Origin of the sequence: Bacillus cereus group sp. Bce019 (assembly GCF_051781745.1) — a bacterium.
Taxonomy (GTDB): Bacteria; Bacillota; Bacilli; order Bacillales; family Bacillaceae_G; genus Bacillus_A; species Bacillus_A cereus.
Genome location: NZ_JBPWJX010000023.1, coordinates 54,879 through 72,476, shown reverse-complemented (window position 1 = coordinate 72,476; position 17,598 = coordinate 54,879). Strand labels below are relative to the sequence as shown.

The window sequence follows — 17,598 nt, the reverse complement described above, 5'->3', positions numbered from 1 at the left end:
TCTTCACCTGGTTTCCCTGTTTCTTCACCTGGTTTCCCTGTTTCTTCACCTGGTTTCCCTGTTTCTTCACCTGGTTTCCCTGTTTCTTCACCTGGTTTTTCCGGATCTTTATCTGTATCTTTTTTATTTGTAATTTGAAGCTTTACAACTTCAATTTTTTCATTAGAAATCGTAAATTTGATTTCCTTATTGGATAAAGTGTATCCTTCTGGCGCTTGGATTTCTTTTAAAATATAATCTCCTGGTTCTAACTTCTTAGAAATTGCTTTACCGCTCTTATTTGTTATTAATGTTTCCACTTTTGTTCCGTCTTTCCAAATTTCAAACACTGCGCCTGCTAATGTTGCATTTGTATTATTAGCATCTACCTTTGTAATTTCTAATTGACCTGTAATTTCTTCTTTCATTTTTTCATTCATAACTTCTTGTTTTACTACTTCATTTGCTACAACATTTACGTTTACTGTTACTTCTAGCGCTTTATAACCTTCCGGCGCTTTCGTTTCTTCTAACGTATACTTTCCTGGCACTAAGTTTTCGAATTTCACAACACCGTCTTTATTCGTTGTTTTCGCTTCTCCAACTACTTGACCAGCTTCGTTCTTTAATTTAAATTCCGCACCTTCTAGAACTTTTCCACTCTCCGCATCTTTTTTGATTATTTGTAAGCTTCCTAGTTCTTTTGCGTTTTCTATTTGTACTTCTACTACTTTGTTTGCTTCCACAACGACTTCAATTTCTTCTTTTAACAACTCATATCCTTGTGGTGCTTTCGTTTCTTTTAATGTGTATGTTCCTGGCTCTAATTTCTGAGAAATTACTTTACCTGTTTTATCTGTTCGTAACGTATCTACTTTCTTACCATCTTTATACACTTCAAATTCTGCGTCTGATAATACTTTCGTTTTATCTTCCGCATCTACTTTTACAATTTCGAATTGACCAAGGCTCTTACTGTTCGTTACTTTTACACCAACAACTTTTTCACCGTCAACTGTTACATGAATTATTTGTTTTGTTAACTCATAACCTTCTGGTGCTTTTGTTTCTTCTAACGTATATTCACCTGGCACAAGTCCGTCTACTTTAACCGTTCCAGCCTTATCTGTTGTAATTCCTTCTTTTACAACATTTCCTTTCGCATCTTTCAATGTAAATTCTGCGCCTGCTAAGCGTTTCGTTTGATCTTTATCATCCATTTTAATAATTTGTAGAGAACCTAAGATTTTTTCGTTTTCTGCCTCTACTTTTACTACTTCTTTCTCATTTTGAATTGTTACTTTCCATTCTTTATTTGAAAGTTTGTAGCCCGCTGGTGCTTTCGTTTCTTTCACTGTGTATTCACCTAGCGGTAATTTCGGTGACATCACTTTTCCACTCTCATCTGTTTTCAGTTCCGCTACCTTTTTACCATCTTTATACACTTCGAATTCTGCACCTGATAACAATTTCGTTTTATCATTCGCATCTACTTTCACGATTTCGAATTGACCCATTACTTTTTCATTCATGACTTCTTGTTTTACTACTTCGTTCGCTACAACGTTCACTTCTACTGTCACTTCTAGCGCTTTATAACCTTCCGGCGCTTTCGTTTCCTCTAACGTGTACTTTCCTGGCACTAAGCTTTCGAATTTCACAACACCGTCTTTATTCGTTGTTTTCGCTTCTCCAACTACTTGACCAGCTTCATTTTTCAGTTTAAATTCTGCACCTGCTAGAACTTTTCCACTCTCCGAATCCTTTTTGATTACTTGTAAGCTTCCTAGTTCTTTTGCGTTTTCTACTTGTACTTCTACTACTTTGTTTGCTTCCACAACGACTTCAATTTCTTCTTTTAGCAATTTATATCCTTGTGGTGCTTTCGTTTCTTTTAATGTGTATGTTCCTGGTTCTAATTTCTGAGAAATTACTTTACCAGTTTTATCTGTTCGTAACGTATCTACTTTCTTGCTGTCTTTATACACTTCGAATTCTGCGTCTGATAATACTTTCGTTTTATCTTCCGCATCTACTTTCACAATTTCGAATTGACCTGTTACTTTTTCGGGGATCTTTTTATTCACCACATCTACAGTCACTACTTTATTAGCCTTTACATCAACAGAAACTGAACTAGATGATAATTCATATCCTTTCGGTGCCTCTACTTCTTTTAATGTATAGCTTCCAACTGGAAGTTGTTTCGATAAGGCTTCACCTTTATCATCTGTAACAATTGTTTCCACAACTTTACCATCTTTATCGATAACATCAAATTTTGCACCTGGCAGAAGTTGACCAGATTCACTATCTTTTTTCAATAATTTAAATTGGCCATTCTCTACTTTTTTCGTATTCTTCATAACAAGTTCAATTACGTTTGTATTATCAATTGTTACTTTGACTGGTGTATCAACTTTTATATATCCTTCTGGTGCATTTATTTCTTTTACAAAATAGTCACCAAGTGGTAAATCTTTAACTTCCGCAATACCCTTTTCGTTTGTTGTAACAGTAGCCACAACGTTATTATCTTTGTCTATAACATCAAATTTTGCGTCTTTTAAAACAATGTTTTCATCGTTTTCATCAACTTTTTTAATTTGTAAATGTCCTTTTTCAGCTGCTGGTTTATTCCACTTTGGCCAGTTAAATTTAAAGTTATGAACCTCAAAACCATCTCTTTGGTGTAATCCTCCAACATAGGCTTGTCCATTTATAGAACCACCTTTTGTTTCTACAACTGCATTAGGTGCAAACACACTACCTACTACACCATAACCTTTAGTTGTTATCTTTGTAGCATTAGGAAATACCCAAATTACCTTACTAGCTAACTCAGTAAAAGATGAATTAGGGTCATATGCTTGAGATGTATTAATTAAATCCGTCGCCATCCCAGTATTTCTTGTATCATACAAAATTGCACCGCCACCAAAACTCACTTCTTCTGCATCTGAATAAATAACAATAAAGTCTTTATTCTCTACATTCGGAAGAAAAACGTCTTTTACATCAAATGCTTTCTTTCCCGTTTGGCCTGAAGAGACATAAATATTAGGGTTATTTACATCTTCACCGATTCCAAAACTCATATTAGGTTTTGGCTTATCAGTGTGTAGTTTACTTGCATCCCCAATTACACCATCAACGTCTTTTCTAAATTCTTTAAACTTAGCATCAATCTCCGCTTGCTCTTTATAAGAGATACGGTCATATGATGTTTTCATCGCGCCATCTGGGTCACCGTCTTTTGTCATCGCCACTGTTCCATCTTGAATAATTACCTGTCCTGCTCCCGCTTTCGTAAATTGACCGCCTAGTAATAATGATGGATATCCTTCATCTACCCAAGTTGCTCCAGCTAAGTTATTTGCTCCAGTTGCAGCCGCTACGACTGTATAACTTGATGCGTTCATATTTTTCTGAACAGCCATCGCACCTTCAATATCCGCACTCGTTGCACTATGATCTCCAAAAATGATGGCGTTGTAATAAGATACATCACCTAAACCTTTTAATTCTGTTGTAGCTGCCTCTGCTTTAAATGGTAAATGGATTAAAAAATTCATACATATTAGTAATACAACTATTAAACTACTACTTAACTTTTTAATTTTTTGATTAAATGATTTCCTCAAGAAATTCATTCCCCCTTTTAAACTTCCTAAAATCACAAAAAGAAGTACATTTCATATGTACCAGGTCTTACTCACATTAACTTAAAATAATCCATTTAAATAAAACAAAGGAACGCTACAACTACTTAATAAAATTACTACAATTCATTTTTGAAATAATACGTGAACTAAACTGTCATGCGGAAATACTTTTACGTATGGGAGCCCAATAAAATTAATCTGAAGAATATTTCATGTGGTGTAACTATTTTGACAACATCATTCACTTTACATTAGTTTTCTAAAGGATTCAAGTGAATTGTATGGATTTTATACACAATTCACATCTTAAAACGCTTTCACTTTTAAAAAATAAGCTCAACAAAAAAACGTAGCCAAAAAGCTACGTTTTTCTTTCATCGTTTCGGTGTATTTTTATGATTCTTCAAAAACGGAAGCGGGAATTGCTTACGGAAATGCTCTTTAATCATATACTCTACACCGTTTTCGCTATTTGAACGTGTAATCCAATCTGCTGCTTGCTTTAATTCTACAGGCGAGTTCCCCATCGCTACCCCAAGTCCCACGTTTTCAATAACCTCTAAATCTTCCATACTATCTCCAATCGCAACCATTTCATTTAGCGAAATATTTAAATGCTCTCCAAGCAATTGTAACCCGCGTAACTTTGATACATTTTGCGGTAAAATTTCTATTCGTTTTGAATCACATTCAACATACTCTACATCTTGGAACGCTTTTTTTAATGTATTTAGCCCGCGTTCTTTTTCACCTTTAGTTTGGAAAAGAACATCAATTTTTGGCGCCGCTACCGGATGGTCACGAAGCGCGTCACCTAACGAATCTACAAATTGAACTGGATAAAATAACGGATCTGCGCTTGATAATACAGTGCGCGCAATTAAGTTTGGTGTATTTCTCTCACGATTTCCTATCGAAAACCGTTCATGAGAAATACGTACGTTACAATCAAAGTGCTCTAACACTTGCACAATGTTAAAAGTCTTCTCTTCAGACAATCTTCTTTGAACGTACGGCTTATCTAACGTTGCTGAAACGAAAGCACCACCATGTGTCACTAATATAGAATCTAATTTTAACGCCTTTGCTACTTTATGAGCGGATTGAAAATTACGACTCGTAAATAACGTAACGTATACATCTTTTCTTTTCACAAATTCAATTGTTTCTCTTAATCCTTTTGCAATTTTTCCATTGTTGTATAGTAGTGTCCCATCTATATTAAGAGCTAGTAAGCGATAAATCATGTCGCACTCCCCCTCTTCGCTGTTGTACTCTATCCATAATTTATGAAATAAATGTAGCAAATAGAACGAGTTAGAATTACTACTGAAAATTTGGTTTACTATATACATATACACTTAGCAAAGGAGATAGTACAATGCAGGCACCTCCTTCTTTTTATGAAGGCGATACGTTAGAAGTCGCAAAAAAATTACTCGGGCAAAAACTTGTTCATATTGTAGACGGAATAAAGCGAAGCGGAATCATTGTAGAAGTAGAAGCATATAAAGGCCCAGATGATAAGGCCGCACATAGTTACGGAGGCAGACGGACAGATCGCACAGAAGTTATGTTTGGTGCACCAGGGCATGCTTACGTATATTTAATTTACGGTATGTATCATTGCTTTAACGTTATTACAGCGCCAGTGGGCACCCCACAAGGTGTTCTCATTCGAGCTCTTGAGCCAGTAGATGGAATAGAAGAAATAAAACTAGCGCGCTACAATAAGACCGAAATTACAAAAGCGCAATATAAAAACTTAACAAACGGTCCTGGCAAACTATGCCGTGCACTCGGAATTACTTTAAAAGAACGCGGCGTATCGTTACAAAGTGATACGTTACATATTGAATTAGTTCCAAAAGAAGAACACATATCATCACAATATAAAATAACAGCAGGACCTCGTATTAATATCGACTATGCAGAAGAAGCTGTACACTATCCGTGGCGTTTTTATTATGAGGGGCATCCGTTTGTTTCAAAGAAATAAGCGATATCAACGATTTTTCAAATATATCTATCGTAACTTACAATATATCAACGATTTTTCGAATATATCTATCGTAACTTACAATATATCAACGATTCGACAAGAAATATCGATTTATCGACAAATAATAACATTACGAATAAAAGAAGACTGTTCCAAAATGGAACAGTCTTTCCCTCTTACTCAGCACCTTCCGCAGTTGCAATATTATCCTCTAAGTTTTCTCTTGATAATTCAGCCGCCATAAAATCAGCTGTTTCTGGAAGTGCTAAATGCATATGAGCTTTTTGACAAATTTGGATCGTACAGTTTTCTATAACATAGTCGAAAACATGTCCGCCCCCGCTTCTTTCATCATCAATGTAATGTAAGTGGAATCCAGCTACCCCAATACCTTGTGCGTAATCTGGTGTCCAAAATCCAGCAAGCGTACCTTCTGTATTTTCAAATGAAAAGATTGGTTGTGATTTCGTCACTTCAACGAGCGGTGTATACGGTTTTTCTTGTCTTGGAACAGTTCTTGTCCTTACTTCACGGAACGTACCGTCCATTCGAATACCGTAAAACAAGTTTTTACTTGGCATTAATTCATGTAATAATGATTCAACTTCTTCACGATTCATCGGACGCTCTACCGTATAACTCATTTCTTTTTCAAAAAACGTTACAGTCGCAAATGGCGTTGTTTCTTCTGGCTCTACTTTTTCCGCTGAACCGTCTGAACGTAAATGATAAAACTCATTATCAAATGCAATCATTTCACCATCTAATTGATCAAATGTGCCGATGCCGAAATCACCATGTTTTTTCAAATCTTCAAAGCTAATTACACCATCATATATACCATCTAATAGCGCAAGCATTGTAGATGTTTGATATACTTCATTACTCGTTTTCGTTTTTTTCGCATCAATATCAATTAATTGCGCAACAGTCATCTCAAATCTGCCTCCATTAGTTTAATTGGTTTGGTAATAATTTTTCGCTTAATTTAATGTTGTCACGATAGTCAATTGGAATATCAATAATGACAGGACCATCTGCTGCTAATGCTTCTTTTAATACCCCTTCTAATTCATCAGGCGTGTTAACACGAAGGCCTAACGCCCCGAAACTTTCCGCATATTTCACAAGATCAACATCGCCAAACTCTGTAGCTGATGTTCTGCCGTATTTCATCATTTGTTGGAATGCAACCATATCATATGTGCCGTCTCTCCAAACAAGATGGACGATTGGAGAATTTAAACGTACCGCCGTTTCTAACTCCATCGCTGAGAATAAGAAACCACCGTCACCTGATACGGAAACTACTTTTTTACCTGGTTCTACTAAAGTAGCTGCGATTGCCCAAGGAAGTGCAACACCTAACGTTTGCATACCGTTACTAAATAATAATCTACGTGGTTCATAAGAACGGAAACATCTCGCCATCCAAATAGAATGGGAACCGATGTCACATGTAACGGTTGTATCGTCACTAATTAAAGAACGAAGTGTACGAATCACTTGAAGTGGATGCGTAACACCTTCTGAAGGACGATTTGGAACTTCTGCTTGTTCTGATAATTTTGCGCGTAATCGTTCTAATACCGCTTCTGATTTCGTACTTAATACAAGTTTCGGTAATTTCTCCGCGATGCTATTTACCGTTAAGGCAATATCACCAATTAATTCACGCTCTGGTTGGTAATCATGGTCGATATCTGCTTGATGGTCGTCAAGATGAATAATCGTTCTGTCGCCAAGTTTATTCCAAAACTTTGGATCATATTCGATTGGATCATAACCGATAGAAATCACAAGGTCTGCTTCTTCTAGTAAAATATCACCTGGTTGGTTACGGAATAATCCAACGCGGCCGAAGAAATGATCTTCTAACTCACGTGAAATCGCACCAGCTGCTTGATATGTTTCAACGACAGGAAGTTCTGTATCCGCAATTAATTTACGAACAGCTTTCGTCACTTCATTTGTGCTCGCTCTCATACCGAGTAAAATAACTGGTAATTTCGCAGATTTTATTTTTTCTACTACATATGTAATATCATTTATGGGAGCGATTCCAAGCTGTGGCTTAGAAAGCGCACCAATAGACTCTACAGTTGTTTCCGCAGTCATAACGTCTTGCGGAAGACTTACTAAAGTAGCTCCCGGATTTGTAGAAGTGGCACTTCGAAATGCATTACTAAGTGCTTCTGGCACATTATCAGGATGCTCTACTTCTACGCTATATTTTGTGATTGGTTCGAATAGTGCAGCATTATCCATAGATTGATGTGTACGTTTTAATCGATCCGTACGCGGTACTGCACCAGCTAAAGCAACAACGGGATCACTCTCCGCATTCGCAGTAACAAGACCTGTCGCTAAATTTGATGTCCCTGGCCCTGAAGTTACAAGACATACGCCTGGTTTCCCTGTTAATCTACCAATCGCAGCTGCCATAAATGCTGCGTTTTGTTCATGACGACAAACGATTAACTCTGGTCCTCTTTCTTGCAATACATCAAATACAGAGTCAATCTTTGCTCCTGGAATACCGAAAACATGTGTAACACCTTGTTTAATTAAACAATCAACAACAAGATCTGCTCCTTTTGTTTTTGTCTTCACGTCGTTTGCTTTTACACCTGTACTCAAACTAATCATTCCTTTGTTTCATAATTTGTGTAATAAAGATTTTTAATTTCACCTAGTTAATTAACGTGGTGAAGTATCATTTATCATTATATTACAAATGCATTATTTTTCCAACAATATGAATTCGACATTATTTTGACAAGATTTAAAGAATGCGCTTACAACCTTTTGTTTATCTTAAAATAACATTTTTATATCTCTTCTAAAAATGTACTAAAATACTTCCACCTATTCACATTATTAACAAATTTATAGTACCTTGCAAAGAATAATAGTAAGTGATATATTTGTAAATAATGGAATACCCATTATTTGGAATGTTATTCACAATTAGTATATCTCCTTTCAAAAAGTAGATATAGATTGTGTGTGCTGTTTAGAAAAAGATAGGATTTTCAGCCATAATTCATCATTTTATAAAGGAAAGTGATTGTTATGAACAAAAGTGAATTTTTAGAGCAACTTAGTTCTTCCCTACGGAATATGCCTAATTTAGAAAAGGAGGATATTATCTCGGAGTACGAAACTCATTTTATTAGTGGTAAACAAGATGGAATATCTGAAGAGGAAATTTCTAAAAAGCTAGGAAACCCTAAAACTATCGCTAAAGAACTTAATATTTCATATATAATAAGTAACGCTGACAATAGGCGCAGCCTAAAAAATATTATGACAGCACTGTTTTCTGTTATGAGCTTAAGTGTTTTAAACTTTATATGTATCATTATCGCCTTTTTCGTATTACTCTTTCTATTACCACTTCTTCTAGCACTTATAATTGCTACACCATTATTAATTATTTCACCTATCTTATTAATAGGATTAGGATTCTTTAAAGGGTTTCATCAAATCAGTTATTCCGATGTTTATAATGTATTTATAGCTTTTTGCATCGGCTTACTAATATCCGTCATATCTTATCAAATGATAAAACATATATACTCACTTTTAGTTAAGTATTTAAAATGGAATTTAGCTATTTTACAAAGATACTAATGAATGTAAAAGAAAATTAATATGAAAAAGTATATTTTATACCTACTCACGTTACTTACAATTTTATTTCTATCAGCTTGTTCAAACAGTGCACAACCTAAGGAAGAAAACGATGTACAATCTATTAAAGATGTTGCTATTAAAGTTCCAGAAAATATATTTAGTTCCTCAAAGAAAAACGAAAATATTAGTGAAAACGAAATGAAACAAAATATAAAAAATTATATAGATTATAGTTGGGAGTTATCTGAAAATATTATCCCTCTCGCTTCAACAAATTCTGATAAGAATTTCACAGAATCTGACCAAGAAAATTTACAAAAACTAATTGATTTAGCGAAACAAAACGATATGAATTTCCATGAGTTTATTAGTAATAATAATTTACCTAATAATTATAAAAAACCTTCAAAAGAAATCTATGAATTTATGTCATCATCTACGGCTATTTTCGTAGAACTAGATCAAGAATTAGACAAACTCGCCCAAGATGGTAACTTATTCAAAACCGATTTTTCTTTTACAAAGCGCTTTGAGAAAGTTAATGGTAGGAAGCAAAAAGAAATTGAAAAGTTTTTGAACGAAAAAATATTAAAACTTCAATTAACAGCAATAAAAAAATTAACAGATGTATTACATACCCCTTTCAAAATAACCCATAAGAAATGGCTATTTTGAAAGGGAGTTTTTGTGGTATAACTATTAAATTCCCTAAACAAAAAAGACGCTCCTAAACTAGGAGCGTCTTCCACTATTACGCTTGTTGTTGCGCGCTATATAATTCTTCAAGTGGCTTCATGATAATTTTGTTAACGTCACCGATTACAACGTTTAGGCGTTGCTCAGTTTCCATTAATTTTGTAATTTTAGCATCTTGTTGAATGCGAGCTACAACTTCTTGTGCTTGTTGGTTGTCTTCTTCAGTGATTTCTTGGCCTTGCATCATTTTCTGTTGTAGGCTAAGTTGCATTGTACGGAACTCATCGAATAAGTTCTTTGAAGCTGTGTCAGCTTGAACTGCTGCGTAGCTCTCTTTTAAAGTTTTGAAGTCTTCGTTTTCAGCGATTGCTTTTTGTAATTCATATGCAACATCATGAATGTTCTTTGTCATTTTATTTTTCCTCCTTTAGAAGGCTAGCGCTTTTCACTCGCACTGCCTTTTACGTGCATTTACATACGCACCTCTTCTTACCATATCAAACTATGCAAGAGATGTGAAGAAATTTCACTTTTATTTCTATGTACTCACCTTATTATCTAAGAAACAATAGTAACAATCCTTGTACGAGCCCGATCATTCCGCCTAATAACGCTCCTAAATACGTAATCATTTTCAATTCGTTTTTCGTAATAGACAGAACTAAGTCTTCTAATCTTTCTGTTGAGAATGTAGACACTTCTTGCTGGACAATTTCCGCAAGGTGTAGATTATTTAGTATACTCTCTACGTTTTCTGTTCCCCACTTCAAGCCTTTCGCTACTGCACTTGGAACCACTTTTTCAATAATTGTTTCTCGAACCGGCTCACATACTTGCTGAACAGATTGATTTAAAAACTTACTCACTGTTTCCTCTACTTTAACTGCTGACAGCACGGAGCTTACAATCATTTCTTTCTCTACAAATGCTTCTAATTCTTTTACATCTCTTCCTTTTAACTTTTCCCACTCTTTTTGCAGTACGTCAGTTAAAAGCTGCTTTGTAGCATCTTGCCCTAAAAACTTAATAACTTCTGGCTGCACACGATCCACAACACTTACATTTCCTAAAAACATCCCAACTAAGTTAAGTAGCGTTCCGCGAGAAGCAAAGAAATCATCAATCATTTTTGAAAGACGCGCTTTCCCTTCTTCACTTTTAAAAAAGCTAATTCCTCGCTCTAAAATAAACGCCGAGGCATTCGGAATCGCATTCTCTATCTTTTCATGTACAGAATGAGGTAAAGCCTGTTCCCATGTATATGTATAATACTCTGCTAAAAATGCATGAATTTTTTCTGTAATCACATGTTCGATTTTTCGAGTCGCTTCTTCTACATGCGCTACATTCCATTTTTCTAACATATGTCGCAGTGATTGTTCATTCGTAATTACTTTATCCACTTCCACTTGCGCCCAGTGGATTAAACCTTTTTGAAACTCTTCATTTGTTAGCTTTTTTCCGATTCCTTCTGGTGTTAACAAATGTTCTACAACCATTTTTCCTAATTGAACAGCAAGTTCATCACGACGCTTCGGAATTAACCCTGGTGTAAATGGAACTTGAAACTTTCCGATATAAATAGGACGATGAGGACGAAATAACATTTTTATCGCTAAATGATTCGTGTATCCCCCAATAATTGCTCCGAGTCCTGTCGTCGTTAACATATTTAACCATATATTCATTACAATCAACCTTTCACTTCTCCAAAACTATAGCATATCATCATACGGACAAAAGTATAATGGTATAAAAACGTATTTGCAATATATAGCTTCGCCTATTATGCAAATAGTAGTAAAGGAGTGATTTCGTTGGTTCTCGGCCTTTTAACTTCTAAACTTCATTATGAGCAAACGTATTACACCGAAATCGCTAAACGCGCTCGGCTTTATCATGATGTCGTTGCCCAGTTTACGCCATTTTGTATTGATTCTAAAACAGACCTTGTTTCTGGTCTTATTTACGATACAGATACAGGAAAATGGAAAGAGCAAACATTCCCTATTCCTTCTTATATATATGATCGTTATTCTTTTCACGAGGAAACAGACTTTGAAAAAGCAAAATCAATTATTCACTCTTTGCACAACCGTCCTTCCACTACCTTTTTAAATAACACACTTATTAACTTAAGTGAACTACATGATTTATTTCTCACTAATAAAAAACTGTCTCCTTATATACCCAAATTTGAAGCGGCAACGATACAAAACATTTTCAAACTGTTGTTAAAAACTAAAGATATTATTATACGCCCCACTAATATACATTCTAAAGATAACTTATATCGAGTCGCTTACAAAAATAAAACGTTTCATATTGATACAGTAAATGAAAAATACCATACTTCTATTACAATCAAACGGACAGACGAATTTATATCTTGGTGTAAATCTAACATACGTTCATCCCGTTACATAGCGCACACTATGCTACAACCACCAAATCAATTAACATACCCACTCCACATTCGAACTATTTTGCAAAAAAACAAAGAACAAACTTGGAATGTTATAGGTCAATTTATACAAAAAAGCTCATTTCCTAATCAGCTTTTACCTTCAGCAACAGACGATGATTCATTGCATTCATTTTCAAAAATTAAATACGTACTATCTAGTACAGGTGTGCAACTATTGCAAGACGCTTTACATGACATTATAAATGAAGTATTCCAAACACTAGATCAGTCTTATTCTTCATTATTCGAACTAGAACTTTCCACAATTATGGATCAAAAAGGTGCAATCTGGCTTATGTATGTCAACACGATTCCTCCTTACGAACAATACATTCGTCATAGTGATTCATTAGCTGAAAAGATATTTCACGGACCACTTAAATTCAGTCGCTTTACACCATAATGAAAGGAGGTAAACCTATTTTGAAAGAGCATATATATACATTAAATATTTCAGATGACCATCCAAATAGCATTACTTTACCTTACGTTTTTTCTATTACACCGCCTATTACATCTCTCTCCTTCGGCATACGTCATATTGCAAGTGAAGAGGTGAAAATTCATTATTCCTTTACTCGCGAAATTATTATCGGAAAGCATATTGCCGAAAAACTTTTACTGCCTCAATCAACTACTATTCATGCATTTACACAAAACCAAACAATTATTTTCGGACCATTAATCGGCATTTTTACAACTGGCTTTAATGATGATTCTTCTAACCCTTTAGGAAATCGTTCAATTGCTCTCAGTGAGTTGTTAACACCACCATTTTCATTACGACCGTTCGTATTCGTCTTTGGCGTTCAACATATACACTGGGAAGAAGAAACGATTGAAGGATATTTCTTTCAAGAGAAACAATGGATAAAGAAAAAAGTCCCTTTACCAAATGTCATTTACGATCGCTTACCGAATCGGCAAGCGGAAAATTATAAACCAATTGTCAGGGCAAAAAGAAAATTAGAACAAGACTACTGCATTCCATGGTTTAACCCGGGTTTTTTCAATAAATGGGAAGTTCATCAACTTCTTACGAGAGACGAATCAATTAAACCCTTATTACCAAATACAGAAGCATTTCAGCATTTTGAACAAGTAGAACGGTTTCTTGGCACGTATAAATCAGTGTACATGAAACCAATACACGGGAGCTTTGGTAGAAATATTCATCAAATATTTTATTCTCAAACAGAGAATTGCTACTACTGTCGTTATCGCGAAAATGAAGAAAATAAACTGAGAAAGTATCAATCATTAGAAACTCTTCTAAACCATGTATTAAAAGGACATGATTTAAAAAAGTTTATCGTACAGCAAGGTATTTCGTTACTTCGCTTCGATGGGCAACCTGTTGATTTCCGCATTCATACAAATAAAAACCATTTCGGTAATTGGATAGTTAGTGCAATCGTCGCCAAAATCGCCGGCAAAGGCAGTTTAACAACGCACGTAAATAGTGGCGGTGATACAAAATTATTACAAGAGCTTTTTCCAGATTCAACGAAACAAGTTCAAATTGAAAATAAATTAAAACATACTGCCTTACAAATAAGTTACGCGCTCGATGAACAAGTAACCGGAAATATTGGAGAAATCGGTTTTGATATCGGTTTAGACACAAAGGAAAATCCATGGCTCTTTGAGGCCAACTCTAAACCTGGGCGAACTGTATTCCAAGATAAAAAGTTAAAAGAGCAAAGTGAACTGACGCGCCAGTTATTTTACGAATATGCCGTCTACTTAACTGAACATTCTTTACGTGATACAAAAGAAAAAATGTCTCAAATAAAATCAGGGGCTTCATCAAACACCGAACATATCCCTTCTCCTATGATTCACTCACAAATACAAAAACAAAAACTTCCACCTAGATAATAAGGTGGAAGTTTTCTATTTACACAAGTTTTACTACAACCTCAGTTTCCACGTTACATACTCTGCAATAAAAAATATGATTGCAATATTCATTTGAATTATTATGCGTTAAACCATCTACTGCACTTAATAATTCTTGATCCATATAGGCACTATAATCGTCTATATAATCTACAGCCTTCCCATAATCTTGGAGTATACTTTGGCAATTTTGACAAGAATATGTTTGTGATTCTAATGCGTTGCAAAGCGGGCAAATTCCCATCATGATTCCTCCATACGTTATCGTTTAAAGCCTCTCTGTTTTAGAGTGAAGAGAGCAACCTATCCAGACATAGGAGCGCCCACTCCATTCCTACTTAAAAATAGAACTATGAAGTTGCTACCGATTTCATTTTTATTTCAATAAATCATAAATAAGAAGCTAATAATTAGCCTACAAGTAGCAGGCTACAATGAAAAAATTATATTTAATATCACCCTTAGTTTGGCCTGTTTTCTTAAAAATACAACGATTACTCTTATTTCATAATTTACGAAATCAATACGTTTTTTTGACAAAATTTACAAATTATTATTTTGTATATCTTTCTAGGTAACATCCATACTATGAGTACAAACTTAATTACCGATGGATTAGCGCCAACCGGGGCGATAATCTGGTTCAACTCCAGCTAGTCCAACCAAAAAAACTTTTATAACTCTAAGGAGGATATATTCCTATGGCAAACCAAAATTCTTCAAATCAATTAGTAGTACCAGGTGCAACAGCTGCAATCGATCAAATGAAGTACGAAATCGCTCAAGAATTTGGTGTACAATTAGGAGCAGATTCTACGGCTCGCGCTAACGGTTCAGTTGGTGGAGAAATCACAAAACGTCTAGTTGCAATGGCTGAGCAAAGCCTTGGCGGATTCCACAAATAAATATATATGGCAAAAAGGTCTCAAGGCATATGCCTTGAGACCTTCCTTAATTTATTGCAACATTTGTAAAAACTTCTTCGTGCGTTCTTCTTTTGGATTTGTAAATACTTCTTCTGGTGTACCTTGTTCGACAACGACACCACCATCCATGAAAATAACACGGTTCGCAATTTGATGTGCAAAACGCATTTCGTGCGTTACAATAACCATCGTCATGCCCTCTTTAGCAAGTTCTTTCATTACTTTCAGAACTTCTTGAACGAGTTCAGGATCAAGCGCTGACGTCGGCTCATCAAATAGTAACACTTCCGGCTCCATCGCAAGTGCGCGCGCAATTCCAACGCGCTGTTGTTGTCCGCCTGATAATTGGAACGGATATAAATCCACTTTATCTGCTAAACCAACTTTTTCAAGGAAATAGTTTGCTTTTTTCTTCGCTTCTTCTTTCCCCATCTTTTTCACTGTAACGAGCCCTTCCATTACATTTTGAAGTGCTGTTAAATGCGGGAATAAATTATGGTGCTGGAATACCATACCTGTTTGCGTACGAAGATTAACAATATCTTTCTTCGTTACTTTTTGAGAGAAGTTAAGCTCTTTATTACCGATACGAATATTACCAGCGTTTGGCGTTTCTAATACATTGAGACAACGTAAGAATGTCGTTTTACCAGATCCAGACGGCCCAATAATAACAACAACCTCGCCCTTCTCAACTGTTAAATCTATATGCTTTAGTACGGTATTATCTCCGAAACTTTTTTGTAAGTGCTGAATTGAAATCATAAAAACAAAAACTCCTTTTGTAAAAGGATTATTTTAATGTGTAGCGTTCTGAACGCTTTTCTAACATCTGTTGTACGATTGATAATAAGAAACAAATAACCCAATAAATAAGACCTGCTTCAAAATAAACAATTAAAAACTCGTAGTTCATCGCCGCAATTTCCTGCGCTTTTCGGAACATTTCTGTTACTAAAATTAACGATGCTAATGAAGTATCCTTCACTAAGCTAATAAATGTATTCGAAAGCGGCGGGATTGATACGCGCGTTGCTTGTGGTAAAATAACACGTTTTAATGCTTGTGGATATGTCATCCCAATTGTATAAGCTGCTTCCCACTGCCCTTTCGGAATGGAAAGGATAGAAGCACGAATAATTTCAGATGCATACGCACCGACATTTAATGAAAATCCAACAACTGCTGCTGCATATGGCTCAACTTCAATATTAAGAGTTGGAAGACCATAGAAAATAATAAATAACTGTACAAGAAGTGGCGTTCCGCGAATGATAGATACATAGATACGAGCAATCCATTGTAAAATACGACTACCTGAAATACGTGCGAGCGCTGTTAACGTCGCAAGTATAAGACCGATAATAAATGTAATAAGCGTTAATGGAATTGTTGTAAAAACAGCTTCCTTCAGCATAGGCATGAAGGAAGACTGCATAATATCTATCCAAGTAGACAATCGATCTGAAACTAATGCACTACTTAGATACATTTTCACCGAACCATTTTTTCGTTATTTTGTCATACGTACCGTCTTTTTTCATATCTTCTAACGCTTTATCTACTTCTTGTACAAGCTTAGTGCTACCTTTACGGAATAAGAATCCACTTTCTGAAGCTTCTTTTTCTGTATCTACAATTTTAATTTTTGCATCTTTTTTCGTTTCTAAATAATTTAATACTGATAACTTATCATTAATTGTAAAATCAACGCGTCCTGAAGCTAATAATTCTGCCGCTTGGCTAAATCCTTCTACACCAATAATTTCCGCACCGTTTTTCTTAGCAATATCTGCATAGTTACTCGTTAAAGATTGTGCTCCTTTTAACCCTTTTACATCAGCAAATGTAGCAGGCTTATCTTTATCTTTTGCGATAACTAATGCCGCTGAAGATGAAATGTATGGTTTAGAGAAATCGTATTTCTTTTGACGATCTTCACGAATACCAACTTCGTTTGCAACCATATCGAAACGTTTTGCATCTAGGCCAGCAAGTAAGCTATCCCATTGTGTTTCTTTAAATACAGGTTTTACACCTAAACGTTTTGCAACTTCTTCTGCTAATTCAACATCGAATCCAGTTAATTTATTGCTTGAATCGTGGAACGTAAATGGTGGATATGTACCTTCTGTACCAATTACAAGTTCACCGCTTTGTTTAATCTTTTGTAACGCGTCTTGACTAGCTGTATCTTTTTTCTCTTCTTTACCGCAGCCGGCTACAATCCCGATCGCTAATGTAGTTACTGCAAGCACTGAAAATAATTTCTTCATGATAGTAATCCTCCAAGTATTCTGATAGGAATTTAAAAACTATATT

General features: G+C 35.3%; 15 protein-coding genes and 1 pseudogene. 6 read left to right on the top strand and 10 right to left on the bottom strand.

The genetic code is table 11. From position 1 onward, the window contains the following. Positions 1-3,623 (bottom strand): MSCRAMM family protein (locus tag ACS2QP_RS23670; RefSeq protein WP_438882919.1); only part of this gene is annotated, 3,623 nt, incomplete at its 3' end. A gap of 395 nt (positions 3,624-4,018) precedes the next feature. Then, complete coding sequence (locus tag ACS2QP_RS23665; RefSeq protein ID WP_152122218.1) at positions 4,019-4,891, bottom strand: Cof-type HAD-IIB family hydrolase; 873 nt, start codon at positions 4,889-4,891, stop codon at positions 4,019-4,021. 134 nt (positions 4,892-5,025) lie between these two features. Here ACS2QP_RS23665 and ACS2QP_RS23660 point away from each other — a divergent pair, with 134 nt between their 5' ends. Continuing rightward, positions 5,026-5,643, top strand: coding sequence for a DNA-3-methyladenine glycosylase (locus ACS2QP_RS23660; protein ID WP_001148797.1), 618 nt, complete (start codon positions 5,026-5,028; stop codon positions 5,641-5,643). A 179-nt stretch (positions 5,644-5,822) separates the two neighbouring features. On the opposite strand, the gene alsD is transcribed toward ACS2QP_RS23660, so the two are convergent. Beyond that, positions 5,823-6,581, bottom strand: coding sequence for an alpha-acetolactate decarboxylase (gene alsD, locus ACS2QP_RS23655; protein WP_438882918.1), 759 nt, complete (start codon positions 6,579-6,581; stop codon positions 5,823-5,825). A 16-nt stretch (positions 6,582-6,597) separates the two neighbouring features. Beyond that, positions 6,598-8,286 (bottom strand): acetolactate synthase AlsS, encoded by a 1,689-nt coding sequence (gene alsS / locus ACS2QP_RS23650; protein ID WP_332284638.1) that lies wholly within the window; start codon positions 8,284-8,286, stop codon positions 6,598-6,600. Between the two features lie 435 nt (positions 8,287-8,721). Here alsS and ACS2QP_RS23645 point away from each other — a divergent pair, with 435 nt between their 5' ends. Continuing rightward, the gene (locus ACS2QP_RS23645; RefSeq protein WP_438882917.1) at positions 8,722-9,282 is read left to right on the top strand and encodes an HAAS signaling domain-containing protein; all 561 of its coding nucleotides are present in this window, start codon (positions 8,722-8,724) and stop codon (positions 9,280-9,282) included. A 21-nt stretch (positions 9,283-9,303) separates the two neighbouring features. After that, positions 9,304-9,944: pseudogene (locus ACS2QP_RS23640) on the top strand (NDxxF motif lipoprotein). A 92-nt stretch (positions 9,945-10,036) separates the two neighbouring features. Here ACS2QP_RS23640 and ACS2QP_RS23635 read toward each other — a convergent pair. Beyond that, the gene (locus ACS2QP_RS23635; RefSeq protein ID WP_000164614.1) at positions 10,037-10,393 is read right to left on the bottom strand and encodes a YlbF/YmcA family competence regulator; all 357 of its coding nucleotides are present in this window, start codon (positions 10,391-10,393) and stop codon (positions 10,037-10,039) included. A gap of 142 nt (positions 10,394-10,535) precedes the next feature. Continuing rightward, positions 10,536-11,669 (bottom strand): DUF445 domain-containing protein, encoded by a 1,134-nt coding sequence (locus ACS2QP_RS23630; RefSeq protein WP_438882916.1) that lies wholly within the window; start codon positions 11,667-11,669, stop codon positions 10,536-10,538. 129 nt (positions 11,670-11,798) lie between these two features. On the opposite strand from ACS2QP_RS23630, the gene ACS2QP_RS23625 reads away from it, so the two are divergent. Continuing rightward, positions 11,799-12,851, top strand: coding sequence for a YheC/YheD family endospore coat-associated protein (locus ACS2QP_RS23625; protein WP_438882915.1), 1,053 nt, complete (start codon positions 11,799-11,801; stop codon positions 12,849-12,851). Between the two features lie 20 nt (positions 12,852-12,871). Then, entirely contained in the window at positions 12,872-14,329 is a 1,458-nt protein-coding gene (locus tag ACS2QP_RS23620; RefSeq protein ID WP_000658064.1) for a YheC/YheD family endospore coat-associated protein, read from the top strand. 19 nt (positions 14,330-14,348) lie between these two features. Here the strand turns inward: ACS2QP_RS23620 and ACS2QP_RS23615 are convergent, their stop codons facing one another. Next, positions 14,349-14,594 (bottom strand): hypothetical protein, encoded by a 246-nt coding sequence (locus tag ACS2QP_RS23615; protein ID WP_000510469.1) that lies wholly within the window; start codon positions 14,592-14,594, stop codon positions 14,349-14,351. A 457-nt stretch (positions 14,595-15,051) separates the two neighbouring features. On the opposite strand from ACS2QP_RS23615, the gene sasP reads away from it, so the two are divergent. Then, positions 15,052-15,255 carry a small acid-soluble spore protein, SasP family gene (gene sasP, locus ACS2QP_RS23610; RefSeq protein WP_000013338.1) on the top strand — a complete coding sequence of 68 codons (204 nt, stop codon included), beginning with the start codon at positions 15,052-15,054 and terminating at the stop codon, positions 15,253-15,255. Positions 15,256-15,306: 51 nt separating this feature from the next. On the opposite strand, the gene ACS2QP_RS23605 is transcribed toward sasP, so the two are convergent. The 3 genes from ACS2QP_RS23605 to ACS2QP_RS23595 are packed head-to-tail and all read right to left on the bottom strand — an operon-like array spanning position 15,307 to position 17,552. After that, on the bottom strand, positions 15,307-16,041 hold the full coding sequence (locus tag ACS2QP_RS23605; protein ID WP_000623610.1) for an amino acid ABC transporter ATP-binding protein: 735 nt from the start codon (positions 16,039-16,041) through the stop codon (positions 15,307-15,309). A gap of 28 nt (positions 16,042-16,069) precedes the next feature. Beyond that, positions 16,070-16,768 (bottom strand): amino acid ABC transporter permease, encoded by a 699-nt coding sequence (locus tag ACS2QP_RS23600; RefSeq protein ID WP_332284646.1) that lies wholly within the window; start codon positions 16,766-16,768, stop codon positions 16,070-16,072. Then, complete coding sequence (locus tag ACS2QP_RS23595) at positions 16,755-17,552, bottom strand: amino acid ABC transporter substrate-binding protein (RefSeq protein WP_098023165.1); 798 nt, start codon at positions 17,550-17,552, stop codon at positions 16,755-16,757. The genes ACS2QP_RS23600 and ACS2QP_RS23595 overlap by 14 nt, the downstream gene beginning before the upstream one ends. Positions 17,553-17,598: the final 46 nt, after the last annotated feature.

Bases quoted from the DNA above. Each gene is read 5' to 3' on its own strand.
- ACS2QP_RS23605 (WP_000623610.1), bottom strand. From the start codon at position 16,041: ATGATTTCAATTCAGCACTTACAAAAAAGTTTCGGAGATAATACCGTA.
- alsD (WP_438882918.1), bottom strand. From the start codon at position 6,581: ATGACTGTTGCGCAATTAATTGATATTGATGCGAAAAAAACGAAAACG.
- ACS2QP_RS23665 (WP_152122218.1), bottom strand. From the start codon at position 4,891: ATGATTTATCGCTTACTAGCTCTTAATATAGATGGGACACTACTATAC.
- ACS2QP_RS23645 (WP_438882917.1), top strand. From the start codon at position 8,722: ATGAACAAAAGTGAATTTTTAGAGCAACTTAGTTCTTCCCTACGGAAT.
- sasP (WP_000013338.1), top strand. From the start codon at position 15,052: ATGGCAAACCAAAATTCTTCAAATCAATTAGTAGTACCAGGTGCAACA.
- ACS2QP_RS23595 (WP_098023165.1), bottom strand. From the start codon at position 17,552: ATGAAGAAATTATTTTCAGTGCTTGCAGTAACTACATTAGCGATCGGG.
- ACS2QP_RS23630 (WP_438882916.1), bottom strand. From the start codon at position 11,669: ATGAATATATGGTTAAATATGTTAACGACGACAGGACTCGGAGCAATT.
- ACS2QP_RS23635 (WP_000164614.1), bottom strand. From the start codon at position 10,393: ATGACAAAGAACATTCATGATGTTGCATATGAATTACAAAAAGCAATC.
- ACS2QP_RS23600 (WP_332284646.1), bottom strand. From the start codon at position 16,768: ATGTATCTAAGTAGTGCATTAGTTTCAGATCGATTGTCTACTTGGATA.
- ACS2QP_RS23615 (WP_000510469.1), bottom strand. From the start codon at position 14,594: ATGGGAATTTGCCCGCTTTGCAACGCATTAGAATCACAAACATATTCT.
- ACS2QP_RS23660 (WP_001148797.1), top strand. From the start codon at position 5,026: ATGCAGGCACCTCCTTCTTTTTATGAAGGCGATACGTTAGAAGTCGCA.